This window comes from Mesorhizobium sp. WSM4813, assembly GCF_055811555.1.
Window position 1 is genome coordinate 16,349 of record NZ_JBVVQU010000015.1, and the last position, 19,400, is coordinate 35,748.

Here is a 19,400-nt window from a genome sequence, read left to right on the forward strand (position 1 = left end):
TGCTTAAGTTGATTTAGAGAAGGAAGCTGGATGTCCAAAGCCGCCGAAATCGACATCGTGTCCGTTTCGAAGATCTATGGCGCTACGACTGCCGTCGAAGACGTCAGCCTGAAAATTCCGGCGGGAACCTATTGCTGCCTGCTCGGGCCGTCCGGCTGCGGCAAGACGTCGACGCTGCGCATGATTGCCGGACACGAGCGCTTATCGAGCGGCGACGTGCGCCTCGGCAACACAGTGATCACCGACCTGCCGCCGGCCAGGCGCGGCACCGCCATGATGTTCCAGTCTTACGCGCTGTTTCCGCATCTCGACCTGATCGACAATGTTGCGTTCAGCCTCAAGATGAGGGGTGTCGGCAAGGAGGAGCGCCGCGCCAAGGCGCTCGTCATGCTGAAGCTGATGCAGATGGAAGCCTATGGCGGCCGCCGCCCGGCGCAGCTTTCGGGCGGACAGCAGCAGCGCGTCGCTCTGGCCCGCGCGCTGATCACCGACCCCGAAGCGCTTCTGCTCGACGAACCGCTCTCAGCACTCGATCCGTTCCTGAAGATCCGGATGCGGGCGGAACTGAAGAAGCTGCAGACGTCGCTCGGCATCACCTTCGTCCACGTCACCCACAGCCAGGAGGAGGCAATGGCGCTCGCCGACCTGATCGTGGTCATGAATGATGGCCGCATCGAGCAGGCGGCGCATCCGCGCACCGTCTTCGAGCGGCCGGCCACCGCGTTCGTCGCCCGTTTCATGGGCGATCACAACGTCGTCTCCGGCCGGGTGAGCGGCAGCCGCGACGGCATGGTTGTCTTCGATGTGCCCGGTGGCGCCTCGCTTGCGGCCAGCGGGCAGGGCAGGGCGATCGGCGAGCCGATCGATATCGCCATTCGCACCGACCATGTGCGGATCGGCGACCCGTCGGCCACCGGGCTGGGTTTCGCCGGCCTCGTCTCCAATATCGAATACCGCGGCTCGACCGTGAAGCTCTCGGTCAATGGCGCCGGCATCGAGGATTTTACGGTGATCGTCGACGATACCAGCTTCTTTGCCAAGCCGGTGGCCGTCGGCGACGCCGTGCCGATCGCCTGGGACGCCGAGGACGCGATCGTCCTTGGCCGTCTCGATTCCTGAACCAGAACAACCAATCAAAACAGGGGAACTGACATGACCAACACCACCGACAAGAAGACAGGAATTTCCCGCCGCTCGCTGCTCAAGACAGGTGCCGCCGCCGTTGGTTTTGCCGCCGGCTCCGGCGTCATCACCGGGTTCCCGACGATCTGGGCGCAGAACCCGATCACGCTGCGCCAATTCGGCACCGGCGTGTCGAACCTCAACGCCATTGCCGACAAGTGCAAGGCCGATCTCGGCATCACGCTGGAGATGACGGCGACCGATTCCGATGCCGCCGCCCAGCGCGCGGTGACCCAGCCGGACAGCTACGATATTGCCGACATCGAATACTGGATCGCCAAGAAGGTGTATCCGTCCGGCGTGATGCAGCCGATGGATGTCAAGAAGCTGAAATATTACGACAAGATCGTACCGCTCTTCATCACCGGCAAGCTGACGCCTGACAGCGTTATCGCCCAGGGCACCGCGCCGCACACGGTCGGCTTCGTCGAGGCGCAGGACGCCAAGACCTTCGCCAAGGAGCCGACCCAGTGGATGACGATGGTTCCGACCATCTACAATGCCGATACGCTCGGCATCCGCCCCGATCTTGTCGGCCGCGACATCACCACCTGGGCCGACATCATGGATCCGGCCTTCAAGGGCAAGGCCGCCATCCTCAATATCAAGTCGATCGGCATCATGGATGCGGCGATGATCATGGAAGCCATGGGCAACATCAAATATGCCGACAAGGGCAACATGACCAAGGAGGAGATCGACAAGACGATCGACTTCCTGATCAAGGCCAAGCAGGACGGCCAGTTCCGGGCGTTCTGGAAATCGTTCGACGAGAGCGTCAATTTGATGGCTTCAGGCGAAGTGGTCATCCAGTCGATGTGGTCGCCGGCGGTCGCGGCGGTCCGCTCCAAGGGCATCGCCTGCAAATACCAGCCGCTCAAGGAAGGCTATCGCTCGTGGGGCGGCGGCCTCGGCCTGGCAGCGCACCTCAAGGGCGCCGAGCTCGACGCCGCCTACGAATACATCAACTGGTACCTGTCCGGCTGGGTCGGCGCCTATCTCAACCGCCAGGGCTACTACTCGGCCGCCATGGACACGGCCAAGCAGTTCATGTCCGAGGACGAATGGGGCTACTGGGTCGACGGCAAGCCGGCCAAGGGCGATATCATGGCGCCGGACGGCAAGGTCATGGAAAAGGCGGGCGCCGTGCGCGACGGCGGCTCCTTCGTCGAGCGCATGGGCAAGGTCGCCTGCTGGAACTCGGTCATGGACGAGGACCGCTACATGGTGAGGCGCTGGAACGAATTCATCGCTGCGTAGTGCAGCCTCTTCCCCTTCTCCCATGGGAGAAGGTGGATTGGCGCGTAGCGCCAAGACGGTTGAGGGGTGTTGGACGGATCGACGTCGGGCCAAGCTGGAGCACCCCTCATCCGACCGAGCTTCGCTCGGCCACCTTCTCCCACAGGGGGAGAAGGGAACGCAGCCTCATTCGCGTCGCCGACCTAGACCGAGATGTTGATGACCGTAGCGCTCGAACAATCCACTCACGTTAAGTCCGCCAAACCCACCAGACGCCGTTGGTTCTCGATCGGCGGCCTCGTCCCCTACCTCCAGGCGACCCCGCTGGCGCTGATCCTCGGCGCGTTTCTTTTGCTGCCGATCCTGATGATCGCCGTGGTCTCCTTCTGGGACTACGATTTCGCGGCGATGTACCCGGATTTCCTGACCACCAACTATGCCGACACGCTCGGCTCCTGGGTCACCTGGAAAACCTATCTGAACACGCTGAAATATGCCGCCATCGTCTGGGCGCTGACGCTGTTCATCGGCTTCTGGGTCGCCTATTTCCTCGCCTTCCACATCAGGACCACAGCCATGCAGATGGTGCTGTTCCTGGTCTGCACGGTGCCGTTCCTAACCTCCAATATCATCCGCATGATTTCGTGGATTCCGGTGCTTGGCCGCAACGGGCTGGTCAACTCGACGCTGGTTGAGATCGGGCTGATCCCGAAGCCGATCGAATGGCTGCTGTATTCCGAATTCGCCGTGGTGCTCGCGATGGTGCATCTCTACACGCTGTTCATGGTGACGCCGATCTTCAACACGCTGATGCGCATCGACAAGTCGCTGATCGAAGCCGCGCGTGATGCCGGCGCGTCCGGCTGGCAGGTCCTGTGGAACGTCGTCATTCCGCTTGCCAAGCCGGGCATGGCAATCGGCACCATCTTCGTCGTCACGCTGGTGATGGCCGACTTTTCGACGGTGCAGGTGATGTCCGGCGGACAGAGCGCCTCCGTCGCGCTGATGATGAAGAACCAGATGTCGCTGCTGCAATATCCGGCGGCCGCCGCCAATGCGGTCGTGCTGCTGGTGCTGGTGCTGCTGATGGTCGCCGGCATCCTGCGCATCGTCGACATCCGCAAGGAGCTGTGACGTGAGCCACGACAAGCGCCCCCTCGAATTCTACGTGCTGGCGGCCTTCTTCGCCGTTTTCGTGCTGTTTCTCTACGGCCCGCTCTCGGCGGTCCTGATCCTCTCCTTCCAGGGCGAGAATGGCGGGCTGACATTCCCATTGAACGGCGTTTCGCTGCACTGGTTCGCCAATCTGTTCGAGCGCCAGGCGGTCGGCGATTTCGGCGGCAGCTTCAAACGTTCCTTCATCCTTGGCCTGATGGTGATGATCGTGACCGTTGGCGTGTCACTGCTTGCCGGTCTTGCCTTCCGGCAAAAATTTCACGGCGCCACCGCATTGTTCTACCTGGCCGTCGCCAGCCTGGTTGTGCCGTCGATCATCATTAGCCTCGGCATCGGCGTCGTCTTCCAGCAGATCGGCTTTCGTCCCGCCTGGTACACGTCTGCCTTCGGGGCGCATTTGACCTGGACCTTGCCCTTCGGCGTGCTGATCATGTTCGCCGTCTTCAACCGGTTTTCGCCGGCCTATGAGGAGGCCGCGCGGGATTTGGGCGCGACCTCATGGCAGACCTTCGCGCATGTCGTGCTGCCGATGATCGCGCCCAGCCTGATCGGCGTCGGCCTGTTCGGCTTCACCCTGTCCTATGACGAGTTCGCCCGCACGCTGATGACCTCGGGCACGTTCAACACGTTGCCGCTCGAAATCTACGGCATGACGACGAATGTGACGACGCCGGTGCTCTATGCGCTGGGCACCGTGACGACGGTATTTTCCTTCCTGGTGATCCTGCTGACGCTTGGCGCAATCGTCTATGTCGGCCGCCGCCGGGCGCGTGCTTGAGAACCGCAATGCAAATCCTCGTTGTCAATCCGAACACCACCGCCAGCATGACCCAAACCATTGCAACGGCGGCGCGGCTCGTGGCCGGCGCCCAGACGGAAATCGTCGCCGTCACCTCGTCGATGGGTCCGGTTTCGATCGAAGGCTATGATGACGAGGCGCTTGCCGTGCCGGGCCTTCTGGTCGAGATCGCCGCCGGCGAGCGCTCGGGCGCGCAGGCCGCGATCATCGCCTGTTTCGACGACACCGGCCTCGATGCCGCGCGCGCCATGGCCAACATTCCGGTCATCGGCATCTGCGAGGCAGCGCTTAGCACGGCCTCGTTCATCGCCCAGCGCTTCACCGTCGTCACCACGACCGAGCGCTCGCGCGTGCCGGTCGAAGGGCTGGTGCAGCGCTATGGCATGGCCGGGCGGGCACGCGTGCGCGCCGCCGACATTCCGGTTCTTGCCCTCGAAGACCCGGCATCGGACGCGATCCTGAAACTACGGGGCGAGATCGCGCGCGCACTCGAGGAGGATCGCGCCGAGGACATTGTGCTCGGCTGCGCCGGCATGGCCGATCTCGCAGCCGCGCTGCAGCGGGAATTCGGCGTTCCGGTCATCGACGGCGTCGGCGCAGCGGTCAAGCAGGCCGAGGCCTTGATTGCGCTTGGCCTGTCGACGTCCAAGCGTGGCGCCTATGCAAGCCCACTGGCAAAGCCTTATCGTGGCGCATTGAAATCCTTCGCCCCCGGATCTGTTGCCGCCGAGTGACCGCAATGCGCCGAACGATCAGAACGCTCGCACTTGACGAGGTGGAAACCCTTGTCGACTGGGCGGCAGCGGAAGGCTGGAATCCCGGTGTTGGCGATGCCGTGGCGTTCCAGGCAGCGGATCCCGAGGGCTTCATCGGCGCCTTTGTCGATGGCGAGATGGTGGCCGGTATTTCTGCTGTGGCTTATGGCGACGATTTCGGTTTCATCGGCCTCTACATCTGTCGGCCGGACCGGCGCGGTGAGGGCCATGGCAAGGCAGTCTGGGACGCCGGCATGGCGCGGCTCGGCAACCGTACAATCGGCCTCGATGGTGTCGTCGAACAGCAGGCCAACTACCGCAGCATGGGCTTTGCGCCGGTCTACCGGACGATCCGGTTCGTCGGATCGCCGAATGGTCGGGAAGCCGCCGGCGGTAGTGATATTCGCGCCATCGAACCGGAGCTCCTACTGGATGTCCTGGACTATGACAGCCGGTTCTTTCCCGCTCCGAGGCGATCCTTCCTGGAACACTGGCTGCGCCCGCCGCACATGGCGCTGGCGATCGTTAGGGACGGCGTAATCGAAGGATACGGCGTCGCGCGCCGATGCCGCGACGGTTGCAAGATCGGGCCGCTTTTTTCCAACAGCCTGGACGCGGCAAGTCGTCTCTTCGCCGCGCTCGCTGGCATCTCCGAACCCGGAAATGTCCATCTCGACGTGCCCGAGACCAGCGGGCAATTTGCAGTTCGGCTGACGTCCGCCGGCCTTCAACCGGGCTTCGAAACAGCTCGAATGTACAAGGGAAAAGCGCCGCAGTCAGCGCAATCCGGGGTCTTTGCAATAACGACCCTGGAGCTTGGTTGATTGGACGCAGGATGGCCCTAATATAGCGGCTTGGCCATGTGTCGGGGCGCCGGCCATTCCGTCGTGATCCCGGGCTGCACCGGCCGCTCCAGATAGGTCGACAGAACCACATAGCTTCGCGTCGAGGTGACGCCAGGCGTTTCGTAAAGCCGCGACAGCAGGCCTTCGAGCGCCCTTGTGTCCTCGGTGCGGACCTTGATCAGCATGCATGTGTCGCCGGCCACCGAATGAATCTCCTCAACTTCGGGATGCTCGGAAATAGCCATCAGTTCGGGGGTCTTTCCCCAGCCCTTGGTGTCGATGTGCACAAAAGCAAGCAACGGCTTGCGCACCGCCTTGGGATCGATGATGGCCGCGGTGTTGCGGATGGCGCCGCTGCGCCGAAGGCGCTTCACCCGTTCGTGCGCTGCCGGCGGCGACAGGCCGACGCGATCACCGAGCTCGGCATAGCTGATCGTGGCGTCGTCGACCAGAACGCCTAATATTTTTCGGTCGGTTGCGTCGACATCGCGGGCAGCAGGCCTGTTCTGCGGAACGCCATCTGTTTCTTCATCCATGATGAAATTCCTTATTGATACAGAATTTAATACGGCGATTATCGTCGTATGACGAACAGTGATCAAGTCGCAACATTGACGGCAAGAGCGCCTATCCCGGCGCTCGCCTATCTGCTCACCGGATGCATCGCGGTGATCGGCTCGAACTCGCTGGTCCTCGGTCCGATAGCACCGGCGGTGGCGGCGTCGTTTGCGACGAGCGTGCCGGCCGTCATGATCGCGTCCGCCGCGTTCGGTCTTGGCACATCCGCAAGCGCCTTGTTCCTGGCACGCTATATCGATCGGCTCGGCGCCCGCCGCATGCTGCAAGCAGCCTTGCTGCTGCTGGCGATAGCGCTCCTCGCCAGCGCCGCTGCGCCGACGGTAACGTCGCTGGTTGCGGCCCAGCTTCTCGCCGGCATCGCCGCCGGTATCGCCATGCCCGCAATCTATGCCAGCGCCGCGGCGATCGCGCCCCCTGGACGCGAAAGCGGGACGATCGGCGTCGTGCTGACCGGATGGACGCTCAGCATGGTGGCAGGCGTCTCATTGTCGGCGGTGCTTGCCGATCTGCTGCACTGGCGTGCTGTTTTCGCGGCGGTCGCAGTGCTTGCGGCGCTTGCATTGACCGGTCTTACGCTGACGTCGCTGAACGATGTCAGGAAAAGCGGCCCGGCGCCGACGCCGCTCGGCGCCTTGGCCGTTCCCGGCATAGTGCCGCTTCTGGTCGCCTGCGGCGCCTTCATGACCGCCTTCTACGGCGTCTATGGCTATCTTGGCGATCATCTTCACAACGGCTTGGGACGGCCGGTCAGTGCCAACGGCTTGGCCGCGCTCGCCTATGGCGCCGGTTTCGGCATGGCGGCACTTCTTGACGGTTTGATCGATCGCCTCGGCGCGCGACGCGTCATGCCGTTCGCCTATCTGCTCGTCGCGATCGTCTATGTCGCGCTTGCCGTGGCAAGCAGCAGTTTCCATCTGACCATCGCGATGGTCGCGCTCTGGGGCCTTGCTAATCATTTCGGGCTGAACGTCCTGGTGATGCGCCTCTCGGCGCTCGATCCGGCGCGGCGCGGCACGATCATGGGCCTGAACAGCGCGGTGACCTATCTCGCGGTGTTTGTCGGCACCACCGCCTTCGGGCCGCTTTATTCCAGCTTTGGTTTTGCGGCATCTGCAATGGTCGCAGCGCTGCTCATGCTGGTTGCCGCTTCGGCGGCGGCGTGGCATTCGCCGCGCTTGACAGTTGGTGGGCAAGACGCCGCCGACGGTTGACTGGCTGGCCTGACGCAAGTTCGGACCGACGTGCTCCGACCTCACGTCGGGTTGGCAATGACAATCTTGCCGGCCTCCGGCATCATCCAAGGGCAGGCATAATAGTCGGTGATGCGATTGATGATCCCGTCGGCGGCTTCGACCCGAACTGGATGGGCCGGTTTCCAGCCGTCCTCGCTCGGGTGAAGCACGAGCAGCACCGCCTCGCCATCGATTTCGCCCATTACCATCTTCCAGGTCACTTGCGCCTTCTCATACTCGAAAAAATAAGGTGACTCCGAAAGCTGGCCCCTGAAGCAATCCGCGACCCGCAGCTGGGCATCGGCGCTCGTCAAAGCTCGCACCCCGTCCCAGTCGCGGCGGTTGAAAAGTTCGACATAGCGATTGAGCAATCTTGAGATCTCAGGATCGCGCTGGGGCTCCGAGCGGACGATTGGCCCGCTCGGCAGCGCGGCCAGCTTCGAGCGGCCGCGGCTCAAAGCCGCCTTGACGCCGCCCACCGTCGAGCCGACGAGATCGGCAATCTCTTCCAGCGAATAGTCGAAGACGTCCTTGAGCAGGACACAGGCGCGCTCCTTGGGTGGCAGGTGGATCACCAGCCGTTCGATCGCGCGGTCGGCGCCCCGGCCCGCCGGCTCGACGGGCAGGATGATCTCCTCTTCGACGAAGCCTGCTTCGGCACGCTCGCGCACCTGCCGGTTCCGTAGGAAATCGATGCAGCGATTGTGTGCGATACGAAACAGCCAAGGGCGAAGGGCGCTTGGGTCGTCAAGCTTCTCGATCTTCCGATAGGCCTCGAACAGCGCTTCCTGCATGACGTCCTCGGCGTCCAGGATCGAACCTGTCATGCGTGCGCAGTAGCGGTGCAGCCGTCCTCGCAAATACGCAATCGTTTCCAAGAACGCGGCATAGCGAGCGTCAAAGAGCCCGGTAGGGGAGAGTCTTGGTTGCATCTTCATCGTATCCGACCGTAAGGCACGTCTGGCCCGCATATCTTGCCGGCCAACACCCAAGACGACGGCGTCGGGAAAAAGATACGTGCCACCCGACAGCTCGCGGGTCATCGCGGGACATAGGTCAGCGTGATGACACCGTTCTTGAACCGATGCGTGCCCACCAGCTCCAGATTGACCAGGGACGGATCGACATCGTCGAAAGCGTGTTTGCCATGTCCCACGCGGGTTGGCACGATAGAGAGCTGGTACTCGTCGACAAGCCTATTGGCGAGCAGTGTCTGGTCGAGATTGCTTACCCCATATTTCAGTATGTTCCCACCGGGCTGTTGCTTGATCCTGGCGATTTCGGCGGCGACATCACCCTCGATCAGCGCGGCGTTCCAGCTCACCTCCTTGAGGGTTCGCGATGCAACCAATTTTTTCAGCCCGTTCATCCGATCCATGTACTTGCTGCCTTTGACCTGCGGCCAGCGCGTCGAAAACATCTCATAGGTGACGCGACCGAGCAGGAAGAAATCCGCCTCGCCGGCCTTTTCATAGGAACGCTCCCTGGCTTCGTCGTCGAAGAAAGGGGAGGCCCAGTCCATTGGTGCTTCGATGACGCCATCCAGCGAAATGAAGCTGCCCACGATCAATTTTCTCATTCATATCTCCTGATGCGCAGAGTCCATGGTTGAGACGTTCCTGGTTGGGTTTTGGATACGCGGCTCACGCTGCGTGTGGGTTTGGCTGACCGTCGCCCCCGGGCTCTGGCGGCGGCGCAGCTTGCAATCCTGCCCGTCTTGTCCTTCGTTAACGCTTGGCGATATCCGGCTGTGAACTCGTCTGGACCTGTGATGAACACGACGCTTGAAACCACCGCCGACCCGTCGCCGAAAGCGCTCGCTTTTCTCGGGGAGCGACTCAGCGCGTTCAACGACAGCGACGTCGGTCCGACCAACAGAAAGGCACTCGCCGTATTCGTGCGCGACGAACACGGTGCGGTTGTCGGCGGCATCTCGGGATATACCGCCTGGGGCTGGCTCTATGTGCAGTGGCTCTGGGTTGATGAGCGACTGCGCGGCCGGCACATGGCCGGCAGGATGCTGGACGCAGCCGAACAGGAAGCCGTCGCACGCGGCTGTCATGGCGTCTTGATCGACACTTTCAATCCGAAAGCCGCAACCGTTTATGAGCGTCAGGGATATCGGCCGTTCGGCGTGCTTCCCGATTTTCCCGTCGGCCGCAGCCGCGTCTTCCTGCAGAAGAAATTGTCGCCTTGATCAGCCGGCAAGGCGCCCGCCGCGCATCGGCTGTGGCACACCGGTGGTGGTCGGGAAGCTGATCGGCAGGCCCCTGAGCACGCGGACCGCAAGGAAGGCAAAGCACTCCGCCTCGACCGCGTCACCCTTCCAGCCGAGCGCCTCCGCCGGCACGGCTTCGACGCCGGCGCGGCTGGCAAGCATGGCCATGATCGTCGGGTTATGGCGGCCGCCGCCACTGACCACCAGCCGCCTCGGCCGGTGCGGCAGGAGGTCGAGCGCCTTGCCGACGGCCCCGGCGGTGAAGGCCGTCAGCAGTGCGGCGCCGTCCTCAGCATTCATCCCATCCGCCATGGCCGCGCCGAAATCGAACCGGTCCAGCGATTTCGGGTAGGGCTTGGCCAGGTAGGGATGCTGCAGGAGCTTGGCCAGCCGGGCTTCGTCCACAGTGCCGTCGCGGGCGAGCGCGCCGTCGCGATCCATTTCGCCAAGCCCTTTCGATTTGATGAAATCGTTCAACGGCGCATTGGCCGGTCCGGTGTCGAAGGCGACGACATTGTCCTTGCCGTCCCACCAGGTGATGTTGGCGACGCCGCCGAGATTGAGCACCGCCGTATCGCCGCTAGTATCGGCATCGCGCAGCAGCGCGGCGTGGTAGGCCGCGGACAGCGGCGCCCCTTGCCCGCCGGCGCGCATGTCGGCCGAGCGGAAGTCGTAGGCGACCTTGGTGCCCAGTATGGCATGCATCAACTCGCCATCGCCGAGCTGGCGGGTCTGGCCGAGCCGGCCGACTTGCGGGGCGCGATGCAGCACGGTCTGGCCATGGAAGCCGACGACGCCGATATCGGCCATCGTCAGCCCGTAGCTTTCGACCAGATCCTTGACGGCCGCCGACTGGGCGCGCGTCAGCGCTTCTTCGGCTTCGCGAAAGATTGCCGGCTCCGGCCCGGTGAAACTCCAGGTCCTGGCCTGGCGCAGCGTCTCCTCCAGCAGCGTCTGGATTGATCTCGGGTAGGGCGCCAGCGTGTAGGTGCCGAAATCCGCGATCCGCTCGCCGTCGGTTTTGATCAGCGCAACATCTATATTGCCGTCCAGCACGGTGCCGGTCATCAGGCCGACGGCCCAGATTGGTTCCCCACTTTTCGCAATCATCACTTGTTAGGCTCCGTTGACGAGATCGCCAACCGATTGGCGAATTCGATAATCCCGCTGTTGAGGTGTGGGATGGATCCGGTTGGTGAGCAAGGTCATGCCTTGCCTTTGTCGAAGTCGATCCGTCCTGTATACCAGTATACCAAGTATCCCGGTATCCAGGCGGCTTCACAGCGTCTTTTCGCCTATGGCCTTTCTCAGAAACCCGCCCGCATTGTCGAGCGCCTTCCGCGCCTCTTCGATGCCCATCCCGGTGATTGTCACCAGTATCGCCAGCTTGACGTCCTTGCCGGTCTGGCCGAGCGCCCGTCGTGCCTGCTGCGCTGTGCAGCCGGTGGTCTGCATCACGATCCCAACCGCCCTGGCGACGAGCTTTTTGTTGCTGGGATTAAGGTCGACCATCAGGTTCTGATAGCTCTTGCCGATCCGGATCATGCTGGCTGTCGTCAGCATGTTGAGAACCAGCTTTTGCGCGGTTCCCGACTTCAGCCGGGTCGAGCCGGCGAGAACCTCGGGGCCGACAAGCGGAGAGATGGCAATGTCGGCAATGCCGGCAATGACTGACCTGGGATTGCAGGAAAGCGCCACGGTCGCTGCTCCCACCTGCCTTGCATAGGTCAAGCCGCCGATGACGTAGGGTGTGCGGCCGCTGACCGCGATGCCGACCACTACATCGTCGGCGGTCAACTTGATGCCCTGCAGTGCCTTCATGCCTTGTTGCGGATCATCCTCGGCGCCTTCCACAGCCCGCACCAGCGCTTTGGGGCCGCCCGCGATCAGGCCGAGCACCATGTCCTCGGGCACGCCAAATGTTGGCGGACACTCCGAGGCGTCGAGAACTCCCAACCGGCCGCTCGTGCCGGCGCCCATATAGACAAGCCGCGCCCCTTTTTGAAACGCACTAACGATCCGGTCTACCGCGGCAGCAATTTCCGGAATGACCTTCTCGACGGCGGCCGGAACGCCGCTGTCCTCGTCATTGATCATGCGCAGGATTTCGATGGTCGGCAACAGGTCGATATCCATCGTCCTCGGGTTCCGATCCTCGGAAACCAACCGCTCCAGCTCCGACATCAACTCCTGTTCATTCATCCGCTTACTTTCAAACTTCTCGCCATCGGCAACAAGTAATGTGATGCGGCGCCAAGCGTTGACCAGTACCAGCGGCTGGCATTGGCGGACCCTGTTAATCCAAACAAATGTTGACAACATCATCTGTTGTTGATCAAAGTCCAGCCATGAATTGCGCGGGCCGGGTGAGGCGATGGACGACCTTGGAGCACAGGAACAGGCAGTGCTGGATCTCATCGCGGCGAACCCTTTCGCCGGCCAGCAGGATATAGCGACCGCGCTCGGCATTGCCCGCTCGACCGTCGCGGCCCACATCGTGCAGCTCGTCAACAAGGGCTACATTCTCGGCCGTGGCTATGTGTTGCCGGCCTCCAAGCGCATGATCTGCATCGGCGGCGCGGTTCTGGACCGCAAGTACCACGCCAAGAAGGATCTGATCTTCGAGACGTCGAACCCGGTCGACGGTTATCGCAGCTTCGGCGGCGTTGCCCGCAACGTCGCCGAGAACCTCGTCCGCCTCGGCCTCGACGTAAGCTTCGTCTCGATTGTCGGCGACGATGAAACCGGCCGCTCGCTGGTGCGGCATCTGCGCGACCTCGGCGCCGACGTCAGCCAGGTCATCACCACCACGCAGCGGCCAACGGCGGAATATGCAGCGATCCTCGACCTCAACAACGATCTCGTGCTCGGCATCGCCGACATGGAGATCTTCGATCTGTTTTCGTCGTCCTATCTCGACCGCTTCTGGCCGCATCTGGCTTCGGCGACATGGGTGTTCATCGACTGCAACCTGCCGGCTGCAACGATCGCAGCGCTGATGTCGCGCAAGCAGGGCGCGCGCTTCAAGCTCGCCGTCGACACGGTCTCGTCGCCGAAATCGGCGCGCCTGCCAAAGGACCTGACCGGCATCGACCTTTTGTTCACCAATCACGACGAGGCCAACGCGATGCTCGGCATCACCGATGCCGACAAGCGGCTGAAGCCGAAGGAGGCTGCTGCGGCGCTGCGCGCGGCCGGCGCCAGCGAGGTGATCGTGACCATGGGCGCGCATGGTTTTGCGGTGGCGACCGAAAGCGGCGTGGCGACGATGCGCTCCGTCCCGGCCCGCGCCGTCGACATCACCGGCGCCGGCGACGCGATGATTGCCGGCACCTTGTACAAGGTACTTTCGGGAGATCCAGTAGCTCACGCGGCGCGCACCGGGGCGCTGCTCGCCACGCTGACCACCGAGAGCGAATCCAGTGTTCATCCCGATTTGTCGCCGCGCTTCCTCACCGCCGGCATGCACCGCATTTCCGCCTTAACGCGAGCCGAAGCCTGAAAGCGAAATGACGATGAAACCTTCCCTTCTCCACCTGAACGACGAAGTCGCGGCAGCACTTCGTGAAGGCCGCGCGGTGGTGGCGCTGGAATCGACGATCATCACCCACGGCATGCCTTATCCTGCCAATCTGGAGACAGCGCGGGGCGTTGAGACCGTGGTGCGCAAGAACGGTGCGGTGCCCGCCACGATCGCGGTGGTCGCCGGCAAGATCAAAGTCGGGCTCGGTGACCGGGAGTTGGAGCAGCTGGCAGCGGCAAAAGACGTGGCCAAGGCCTCCGGGCGCGACCTCGCCGCCGTCATGGTGGGCGGCGGGTCGGCCGGAACCACGGTTTCGGCGACGATGCGGATCGCCGCACTCGCCGGCATCGGCATTTTCGCGACGGGCGGCGTCGGCGGCGTGCATCGTGGCGCCGAGGCCACTTTCGATATCTCGGCCGACCTGACCGAACTCGGCCAGACCGGCACGACCGTCGTCTGCGCCGGCGTGAAATCGATCCTCGATATTGCAAAGACGCTGGAATATCTGGAGACCCAGCGCGTGCCGGTGATTGCCTATCAGAGCGACGATTTTCCGGCTTTCTATACGCGCTCCAGCGGACTGAAAGCCGATCACCGCCTCGACATGCCGGAGGAGATTGCGCAGGCCATGCTGCTGCACGAGCAGATCGGCTCGGGCACCGGCATCGTCGTCGCCAATCCGATTCCGGAAGTGGATGCACTCGATCCGGCCTTCATCGACGGCACGATCACGGCAGCGGTGGCAGAGGCTGAGAAACGCGGCATCGGGCGCAAGGAACTGACGCCGTTCCTGCTCGCCCGCATCAATGAGCTTTCGCAGGGCCGCAGCCTGAAGGCCAATATCGCGCTGGTCCGCAACAACGCTGCGCTCGCTGCCCGCATTGCCGTGGCGCATGCGCGGTTGAAGCGCATGGCCAGATAGGCTCAGCACCCGGCCGGCGCTACCGGCCTTCGATTTCAGGCGGGCCCGAGATCGAAAACCCGCCCGGCATTGAGGATATTGTTCGGATCGAAAGCCGCTTTCAAGCGCCGCATGGCCGCGATCTCGGCATCGCTGCGCACGAGGTGCAACCATTCCTTCTTGTCGAGGCCGATGCCATGCTCGGCCGAGACGCCGCCGCCGGCCGCAGCGACGCCCCGATAGACGACGTCGTATGCGGCCGCCGGATCCACCGTGCGGACCTGATAGTGCAGATTGCCATCGCCGAGATGGCCGAAGACGTAGATGTCGGCGTTGCGGTCAACGGCCTGGATTGCCGCTTCAGCTTCCCGCAGGAAAGTCCCTATCCGCGCCAGCGGGATGCTGACATCGACGCCGACCAGGCCTTTTATCGAAAACAGGAAGCGATTGGCGTCCTCTCGCACCGCCCATAGCGCGCGGAATTCGCGCGGCGACTGCGAGACCACCACGTCGTCGATCACGCCGTCCTCGACCGCCTGCATCAGCACAGCGGCAAAACGTTCGCCGTCGCGATCGGGCTCGCTGCCCTGGATCTCGGCGAGCACATAGACGGGCGAGCCGACGGGCAGCGGCGCCGGCACGTCCATGCCGGCGACCATGGCGCCATAGAGCGGTGCGAAATTCACCTCATAGGCCGAGAGCAAGGGTCCAAGCTTCTGCCTGAGCAGGCCGAGCAGCGCGATCGCCGCGTCGAGCGAGGCAAGCGCGCAGAAGGCGTTGACCTCTGTGGCCGGCTTCGGGTGCAGCCGCAGGCAGGCGCGCGTGACGACGCCCAGCGTGCCTTCGCTGCCAATGAATAGCTGGTTGAGATCATAGCCCGAATTGTCCTTGGACAAGCCCTTGAGCGACGTCAGGATGCTGCCATCGGCAAGTACCGCTTCCAGGCCGAGCACCTGCGCGCGGTACATGCCGTAGCGCAGCACCCGGATACCGCCGGCATTGGTGGCGACATTGCCGCCGACCGTGGCCGTGCCGCGCGCGCCGATGTCGACGCCGAACAGCAAGCCGGCCGTATCGGCCGCGTCCTGCACCATCTGCAGTGGTGCGCCGGCCTCGGCGACGATCGTTGCCGCCTCGCGGTCGGGGGTCTCGATCGCCGTCATGCTCTCCAGCGACAGCACCGCTTCGCCGGGCTGGATGCGAGCCGCACCGGCAAGCCCGGTTCGGCCACCCTGGACGACAAGCCTCTGCCCCACCTCGTTGCACAGACGCAGTATGTCCGACACCTCGCCGGCCGTGCGCGGGCGCAGGACGAACGCCGGCGGTGCGCCGGCTTTGCCGTCGGGATCTTCCCTGTAACGCGGTCCGGCCTCGTCGGCCGAAACGATCGCTGATCTGTCCAGCCGTTTTTCCAGCCGCGACAGGAGCTCGGCAACCTTCTGTGACATGGGGCTCACGCGTTCGCCCTAGGCGCCTCGGCCTCGGCGCGAACCAGCTTGATGTCGGCTCCCGCCGCCCAAGCGCCGATATCTTCCCGGCGCAATGCCGCCGCCATCATATCCGGAAACAAATCCGGCGTGCAGGCGAAGACCGGAATGCCAAGTGCAGCAACCGAACCTGCCATTGCCGGATCGTAGCCGGGCCGGCCTTGGTCGGTCAGTGCCAGAAGCACGACGACATTGACGCCGGATCGAACCAGCGCCGCCAGCCGCCGCAGCAACTCCTGGCCATTTCCGCCCTCGTAGAGGTCGGTGATCAGCACCAGATGCGACTTGGTTGGCCGCTCGATACGGTCGGTGCAATAGGCGACGGCCTGGTTGATATCGGTGCCGCCGCCAAGCTGCACGCCGAACAGCACTTCGACGGGATCGCTGAGTTCTTCGGTAAGGTCGACGATGGCCGTATCGAAACAGACGAGCTTGGTGCGCACGACCGGCAGCGAGGCCATCACCGCCGCGAAGATCGAGGCGTAGACCACCGAGCTTGCCATCGAGCCGGACTGGTCGACACAGAGAACGACTTCGTCAAGATCGACCAGCCGGCGCTGCTTGCGCATGAAACCAACCAGCTTCTCCGGCACGATGGTTTTGTGCTCGGGCTGGTAGTGGCGAAGGTTCGCCGAGATGGTGCGCTGCCAGTCGATATCGCGTGCACGCGGACGGTTGGTGCGCTTCGATCGGTCGAGCGCGCCGCGTATCGCCTCGGCGGTCTTCTGTTCCAGCTTCTGCATCAGCTTGGCGACGATGTCGGCGATGATCGTGCGGGCGATGTCCTTGGACTTGGCCGGCATGACCGAGCGCAGCGAAATCAGGTCGGCGACCAGGTTGACGTCCGCCTCGATCGCCTTGAGGAACTCCGGCTCCATCAGCATCTGCTTCAGGTCCAGCCGTTCGAAAGCGTCCTTCTGGACAATCTGAACGACCTGCGCGGGAAAGAAGGAGCGAATGTCGCCCATCCATTGCGCAACCCGCGGTGCCGAGCGGCCAAGCCCGCCACGCCGCTTGCGCGGGTCACTGGCCGCCGCGCTGGCACCATCGCCGTAGAGAGCATCGAGTGCCGCCGAAAGTCGTTTGTCGTCGCTGGAAAGTGCCGCCGACGCCTCGTCATCGGCGCCGATCGCCAGGCGCCAGCGGCGCTCCCTTCCGGCATCTGCAGTGAGTGGGCCGGGCCCGTTCATTTCGCCTTCGTCATCCATTGCCGTTTCCTCCCATGAGCAATGGTCCAAGCCGTTCCAGGTGTCGGCGCCATGCCTCGCCGCCATCCGGCGTCGGCGTCAGGCCAGCCGGCAAGCGCGCGGCACGGCCGAGAACCGCTTCGATCAGCCGCCGGCGCTCCATGCTGTCCAGATTGGAAAAGACACGGCGCAGCAACGGCAGGTGCGCGATGAAAGCATCTTCGTCGAGAGATTTGAGCCAGGAATCGACCGCGCCGCGCAGACCTTCGTCATAGATCAGCCGTTGACCGGCTGTGCTGAAGAAGCCCTCGAAGAACCCTGCCGCTTCAGTGACCGGCGTGCCCGGCGACAGGCGTCGCCCGAGCAGCCCGGCAGCGGCTTCGGCGGACAGGCGGCCGGCCTCGTAGAGCAGGTGCGCGGCGCATCCGGCCAGCAGCGCCGTCGCCCGCGACCCCTCCAGCACGGCAGCCAGCCCGTTGCGCCATCCGTTCAGCACGTCTTCCCCTGGCTCGACCAGCCTGATCGCCTCATCGGCCTTGCGCATCGCGCTAGCCAGCGTCGCGGCGGCCTGCTCATCCAGGTCGCGTGCCGCATAGGGAAGCGCGATCGCACCTTCGACGATCAGCCGCTCCATGAGACCGGAAAGCCGGTTCGTCTCCGTTTTGCGGGCCTCGCCGTAGCGGATGATGTCGGCGAGCGGCGGCATCGAGGCCAGAATCTCCAGGCATTCGCTGCTGCGCGCCGCGCGCGCCTCCAGGGCCGCGAGACCGGCCGTCGATGCTTCCGACAGGCCTGCCGTGATGGCGCCCTGGACCAGTGCCGCAAGCGTATCGAGGGTTGCTGCCGCTTCGATCATCTGGATCAGGCGGCCGTTGGCAGCCTTTTCGATGGTCGGCCCGTAGATCAGGTTCTCCACCAGGCGAACGGCATATTCCGGCTCCCAGGCCAGGGTCCACCGCTCGCGGAAGGTGCCACGGCTGCGACCGGCGTCCGTCAACTTGCCCCAATGCACACCAAGCACGTTCAGCCGATGCAGCAATGTCGAACGAAACAGCCCGCTGTCACTTCGCAGGTCGACGGATAGTTCCCGCTCCAGCGCCTCGGGCTTCAGCCGCGCCGCCTTCTGGTTACGCTGCAGATCCTCGATCAATGGCGCCAACGGCGTGTCGGGTGGAATTTCGCCGACGTCCGCGCCCAGAAGCAGCTCGGCCTCGACCAGGGCCCATAGCAACGCTTCGCCATTGAACAGAGCCGCAATCGCGGCGTCGCGCAATTCCTCAAACCCGGGTTTCGGCCGCTCGCGAATCGCGGCGAGCGTGCGGGCGAGCCGCTCCGCTTCGATCAGCGAAGCGGTCGAGACCAGGTGACCCTTCATCCGCAGCACCGCTGCAATCATTGCAAGCCACAAGGTTGCTGCATCGCGCCGGCCGCGCGTGCGCCAGAGATGCTTGCACCAGCCGGGTGCGACGACGCCCGCGCCATAGCCGTAGCCCAGCGCCAGACGCGGTCCCGTCCACGGTGCCCACGTCATCGTGCTCTTGCGCCTTGCAATCCCCTTAAGCAGGGCTTGATCGTTTTTCTGCGTGTGTGTCGCCTGCAATGCCGGCACATGCCACGCCCCGCAGACGACGGCGATAGGTCCGTCGAATTCCTTGCGCGCCGCAGCGATTTCGAGCCGCATATGCGCTTCGCGCTGGGCCTCGAACTGCGCGATCGAGCCTTCACCATCCCTCAGCGTCATCATCGCGTCGGAGATGGCCGCGAATATCGGGCCTGGTTCCGGATTCTGCTCGATGACGTCCGACCACCAGCTTTCGCCATCCTCATAGCCGGCGGCGCGGGCCAGCGTGCCTATCGGGTCACGCCGATGTGAAGCCACATCATCATGCTCGCTTGCTTCTTTCGCTTCGCCGGCATCGGCTTCTTCTGTGCTGTCGGCCGTCTCTGCGGTAAAGCGCGCCGACGATGGCAGGTCGATGAAGCGCAACGCCGCCTTGTTGTCCACGGCCCAAAGGACCGCCTGATACTCGGGCGAGAACTCGGCGAATGGCCAAAAGCTTGTCGAAGCCGGATCCTCCTCCGGATAGCAAAGCAGTGCTACCGGCGGCCGCATTTCCGGGCGGGCCAGCAAGGGCAGCAGCGCGGAGGCATCGATCGGCCCCTCGATCAGCACGGCGACCGGCTGCAAATCTTGCAATGCCTGCACAAGGCTGTCGGCGGAACCCGGCCCGTGATGGCGTATGCCGAAATAGGCGACGTCGTTCTGCCCCATGGCGC

At 63.7% G+C, this 19,400-nt stretch carries 17 protein-coding genes and 1 pseudogene; 10 read left to right on the plus strand and 8 right to left on the minus strand.

Features of this window, described 5'->3' with window-relative positions; translation table 11 throughout:
• Nucleotides 1–30: 30 nt before the first annotated feature.
• The 6 genes and pseudogenes from AC0L25_RS10840 to AC0L25_RS10865 all read left to right on the plus strand — a co-directional run bounded on the left by AC0L25_RS10840 (nucleotide 31) and on the right by AC0L25_RS10865 (nucleotide 5,975).
• Nucleotides 31–1,119, plus strand: a complete 1,089-nt coding sequence (locus AC0L25_RS10840) for an ABC transporter ATP-binding protein (RefSeq protein ID WP_473595477.1) — start codon at nucleotides 31–33, stop codon at nucleotides 1,117–1,119.
• Nucleotides 1,120–1,152: 33 nt separating this feature from the next.
• A complete protein-coding gene (locus AC0L25_RS10845; RefSeq protein ID WP_473595478.1) occupies nucleotides 1,153–2,442 on the plus strand; it encodes an ABC transporter substrate-binding protein in 1,290 nt (429 codons plus the stop codon).
• A gap of 279 nt (nucleotides 2,443–2,721) precedes the next feature.
• Nucleotides 2,722–3,555, plus strand: a pseudogene (locus AC0L25_RS10850) (ABC transporter permease); the annotation flags it as partial.
• Between the two features lies 1 nt (nucleotide 3,556).
• On the plus strand, nucleotides 3,557–4,375 hold the full coding sequence (locus AC0L25_RS10855; RefSeq protein WP_473595479.1) for an ABC transporter permease: 819 nt from the start codon (nucleotides 3,557–3,559) through the stop codon (nucleotides 4,373–4,375).
• 8 nt (nucleotides 4,376–4,383) lie between these two features.
• Nucleotides 4,384–5,130: an aspartate/glutamate racemase family protein gene (locus AC0L25_RS10860; protein ID WP_473595480.1), complete on the plus strand. Its 747-nt coding sequence runs from the start codon at nucleotides 4,384–4,386 to the stop codon at nucleotides 5,128–5,130.
• A 5-nt stretch (nucleotides 5,131–5,135) separates the two neighbouring features.
• Nucleotides 5,136–5,975, plus strand: a complete 840-nt coding sequence (locus AC0L25_RS10865) for a GNAT family N-acetyltransferase (RefSeq protein WP_473595481.1) — start codon at nucleotides 5,136–5,138, stop codon at nucleotides 5,973–5,975.
• Nucleotides 5,976–5,992: 17 nt separating this feature from the next.
• Here AC0L25_RS10865 and AC0L25_RS10870 read toward each other — a convergent pair whose 3' ends face one another.
• The gene (locus AC0L25_RS10870; RefSeq protein WP_473595482.1) at nucleotides 5,993–6,532 is read right to left on the minus strand and encodes an Lrp/AsnC family transcriptional regulator; all 540 of its coding nucleotides are present in this window, start codon (nucleotides 6,530–6,532) and stop codon (nucleotides 5,993–5,995) included.
• A 48-nt stretch (nucleotides 6,533–6,580) separates the two neighbouring features.
• Between AC0L25_RS10870 and AC0L25_RS10875 the strand changes: the two genes are divergently transcribed.
• Nucleotides 6,581–7,786 carry an MFS transporter gene (locus AC0L25_RS10875; protein ID WP_473595483.1) on the plus strand — a complete coding sequence of 402 codons (1,206 nt, stop codon included), beginning with the start codon at nucleotides 6,581–6,583 and terminating at the stop codon, nucleotides 7,784–7,786.
• Nucleotides 7,787–7,827: 41 nt separating this feature from the next.
• Here the strand turns inward: AC0L25_RS10875 and AC0L25_RS10880 are convergent, their stop codons facing one another.
• Both AC0L25_RS10880 and AC0L25_RS10885 read right to left on the minus strand, forming a co-directional pair.
• A complete protein-coding gene (locus tag AC0L25_RS10880; RefSeq protein WP_473595484.1) occupies nucleotides 7,828–8,778 on the minus strand; it encodes a sigma-70 family RNA polymerase sigma factor in 951 nt (316 codons plus the stop codon).
• Between the two features lie 68 nt (nucleotides 8,779–8,846).
• Nucleotides 8,847–9,386: a dihydrofolate reductase family protein gene (locus AC0L25_RS10885; protein ID WP_473595485.1), complete on the minus strand. Its 540-nt coding sequence runs from the start codon at nucleotides 9,384–9,386 to the stop codon at nucleotides 8,847–8,849.
• Between the two features lie 192 nt (nucleotides 9,387–9,578).
• Between AC0L25_RS10885 and AC0L25_RS10890 the strand changes: the two genes are divergently transcribed.
• Nucleotides 9,579–10,004, plus strand: coding sequence for a GNAT family N-acetyltransferase (locus tag AC0L25_RS10890; RefSeq protein ID WP_473595486.1), 426 nt, complete (start codon nucleotides 9,579–9,581; stop codon nucleotides 10,002–10,004).
• On the opposite strand, the gene AC0L25_RS10895 is transcribed toward AC0L25_RS10890, so the two are convergent.
• Both AC0L25_RS10895 and murQ read right to left on the minus strand, forming a co-directional pair.
• Complete coding sequence (locus tag AC0L25_RS10895) at nucleotides 10,005–11,135, minus strand: anhydro-N-acetylmuramic acid kinase (RefSeq protein WP_473595487.1); 1,131 nt, start codon at nucleotides 11,133–11,135, stop codon at nucleotides 10,005–10,007. It abuts the gene before it with no gap.
• Between the two features lie 168 nt (nucleotides 11,136–11,303).
• The gene (gene murQ / locus AC0L25_RS10900) at nucleotides 11,304–12,227 is read right to left on the minus strand and encodes an N-acetylmuramic acid 6-phosphate etherase (protein WP_473595488.1); all 924 of its coding nucleotides are present in this window, start codon (nucleotides 12,225–12,227) and stop codon (nucleotides 11,304–11,306) included.
• A gap of 172 nt (nucleotides 12,228–12,399) precedes the next feature.
• Here murQ and AC0L25_RS10905 point away from each other — a divergent pair, with 172 nt between their 5' ends.
• Together AC0L25_RS10905 and AC0L25_RS10910 are read left to right on the plus strand one after the other, a co-directional pair.
• The gene (locus AC0L25_RS10905; protein WP_473595489.1) at nucleotides 12,400–13,527 is read left to right on the plus strand and encodes a carbohydrate kinase; all 1,128 of its coding nucleotides are present in this window, start codon (nucleotides 12,400–12,402) and stop codon (nucleotides 13,525–13,527) included.
• A 13-nt stretch (nucleotides 13,528–13,540) separates the two neighbouring features.
• Complete coding sequence (locus AC0L25_RS10910; protein WP_473595490.1) at nucleotides 13,541–14,470, plus strand: pseudouridine-5'-phosphate glycosidase; 930 nt, start codon at nucleotides 13,541–13,543, stop codon at nucleotides 14,468–14,470.
• A gap of 35 nt (nucleotides 14,471–14,505) precedes the next feature.
• Here AC0L25_RS10910 and AC0L25_RS10915 read toward each other — a convergent pair whose 3' ends face one another.
• Genes AC0L25_RS10915 through AC0L25_RS10925 form a run of 3 tightly spaced genes read right to left on the minus strand, consistent with a single transcriptional unit; the run spans nucleotide 14,506 to nucleotide 19,395 of the window.
• Nucleotides 14,506–15,897 (minus strand): FAD-binding oxidoreductase, encoded by a 1,392-nt coding sequence (locus AC0L25_RS10915; protein ID WP_473595491.1) that lies wholly within the window; start codon nucleotides 15,895–15,897, stop codon nucleotides 14,506–14,508.
• 5 nt (nucleotides 15,898–15,902) lie between these two features.
• Nucleotides 15,903–17,144 carry a VWA domain-containing protein gene (locus tag AC0L25_RS10920; RefSeq protein ID WP_473595492.1) on the minus strand — a complete coding sequence of 414 codons (1,242 nt, stop codon included), beginning with the start codon at nucleotides 17,142–17,144 and terminating at the stop codon, nucleotides 15,903–15,905.
• Entirely contained in the window at nucleotides 17,137–19,395 is a 2,259-nt protein-coding gene (locus tag AC0L25_RS10925) for a DUF5682 family protein (protein WP_473595493.1), read from the minus strand. The genes AC0L25_RS10920 and AC0L25_RS10925 overlap by 8 nt, the downstream gene beginning before the upstream one ends.
• Nucleotides 19,396–19,400: the final 5 nt, after the last annotated feature.

Bases quoted from the DNA above. Each gene is read 5' to 3' on its own strand.
- AC0L25_RS10840 (WP_473595477.1), top strand. From the start codon at position 31: ATGTCCAAAGCCGCCGAAATCGACATCGTGTCCGTTTCGAAGATCTAT.
- AC0L25_RS10845 (WP_473595478.1), top strand. From the start codon at position 1,153: ATGACCAACACCACCGACAAGAAGACAGGAATTTCCCGCCGCTCGCTG.
- AC0L25_RS10860 (WP_473595480.1), top strand. From the start codon at position 4,384: ATGCAAATCCTCGTTGTCAATCCGAACACCACCGCCAGCATGACCCAA.
- AC0L25_RS10865 (WP_473595481.1), top strand. From the start codon at position 5,136: ATGCGCCGAACGATCAGAACGCTCGCACTTGACGAGGTGGAAACCCTT.
- AC0L25_RS10870 (WP_473595482.1), bottom strand. From the start codon at position 6,532: ATGGATGAAGAAACAGATGGCGTTCCGCAGAACAGGCCTGCTGCCCGC.
- AC0L25_RS10875 (WP_473595483.1), top strand. From the start codon at position 6,581: ATGACGAACAGTGATCAAGTCGCAACATTGACGGCAAGAGCGCCTATC.
- AC0L25_RS10880 (WP_473595484.1), bottom strand. From the start codon at position 8,778: ATGCGGGCCAGACGTGCCTTACGGTCGGATACGATGAAGATGCAACCA.
- AC0L25_RS10885 (WP_473595485.1), bottom strand. From the start codon at position 9,386: ATGAGAAAATTGATCGTGGGCAGCTTCATTTCGCTGGATGGCGTCATC.
- AC0L25_RS10890 (WP_473595486.1), top strand. From the start codon at position 9,579: ATGAACACGACGCTTGAAACCACCGCCGACCCGTCGCCGAAAGCGCTC.
- AC0L25_RS10895 (WP_473595487.1), bottom strand. From the start codon at position 11,135: ATGATTGCGAAAAGTGGGGAACCAATCTGGGCCGTCGGCCTGATGACC.
- murQ (WP_473595488.1), bottom strand. From the start codon at position 12,227: ATGAATGAACAGGAGTTGATGTCGGAGCTGGAGCGGTTGGTTTCCGAG.
- AC0L25_RS10905 (WP_473595489.1), top strand. From the start codon at position 12,400: ATGGACGACCTTGGAGCACAGGAACAGGCAGTGCTGGATCTCATCGCG.
- AC0L25_RS10910 (WP_473595490.1), top strand. From the start codon at position 13,541: ATGAAACCTTCCCTTCTCCACCTGAACGACGAAGTCGCGGCAGCACTT.
- AC0L25_RS10915 (WP_473595491.1), bottom strand. From the start codon at position 15,897: ATGTCACAGAAGGTTGCCGAGCTCCTGTCGCGGCTGGAAAAACGGCTG.
- AC0L25_RS10920 (WP_473595492.1), bottom strand. From the start codon at position 17,144: ATGGATGACGAAGGCGAAATGAACGGGCCCGGCCCACTCACTGCAGAT.
- AC0L25_RS10925 (WP_473595493.1), bottom strand. From the start codon at position 19,395: ATGGGGCAGAACGACGTCGCCTATTTCGGCATACGCCATCACGGGCCG.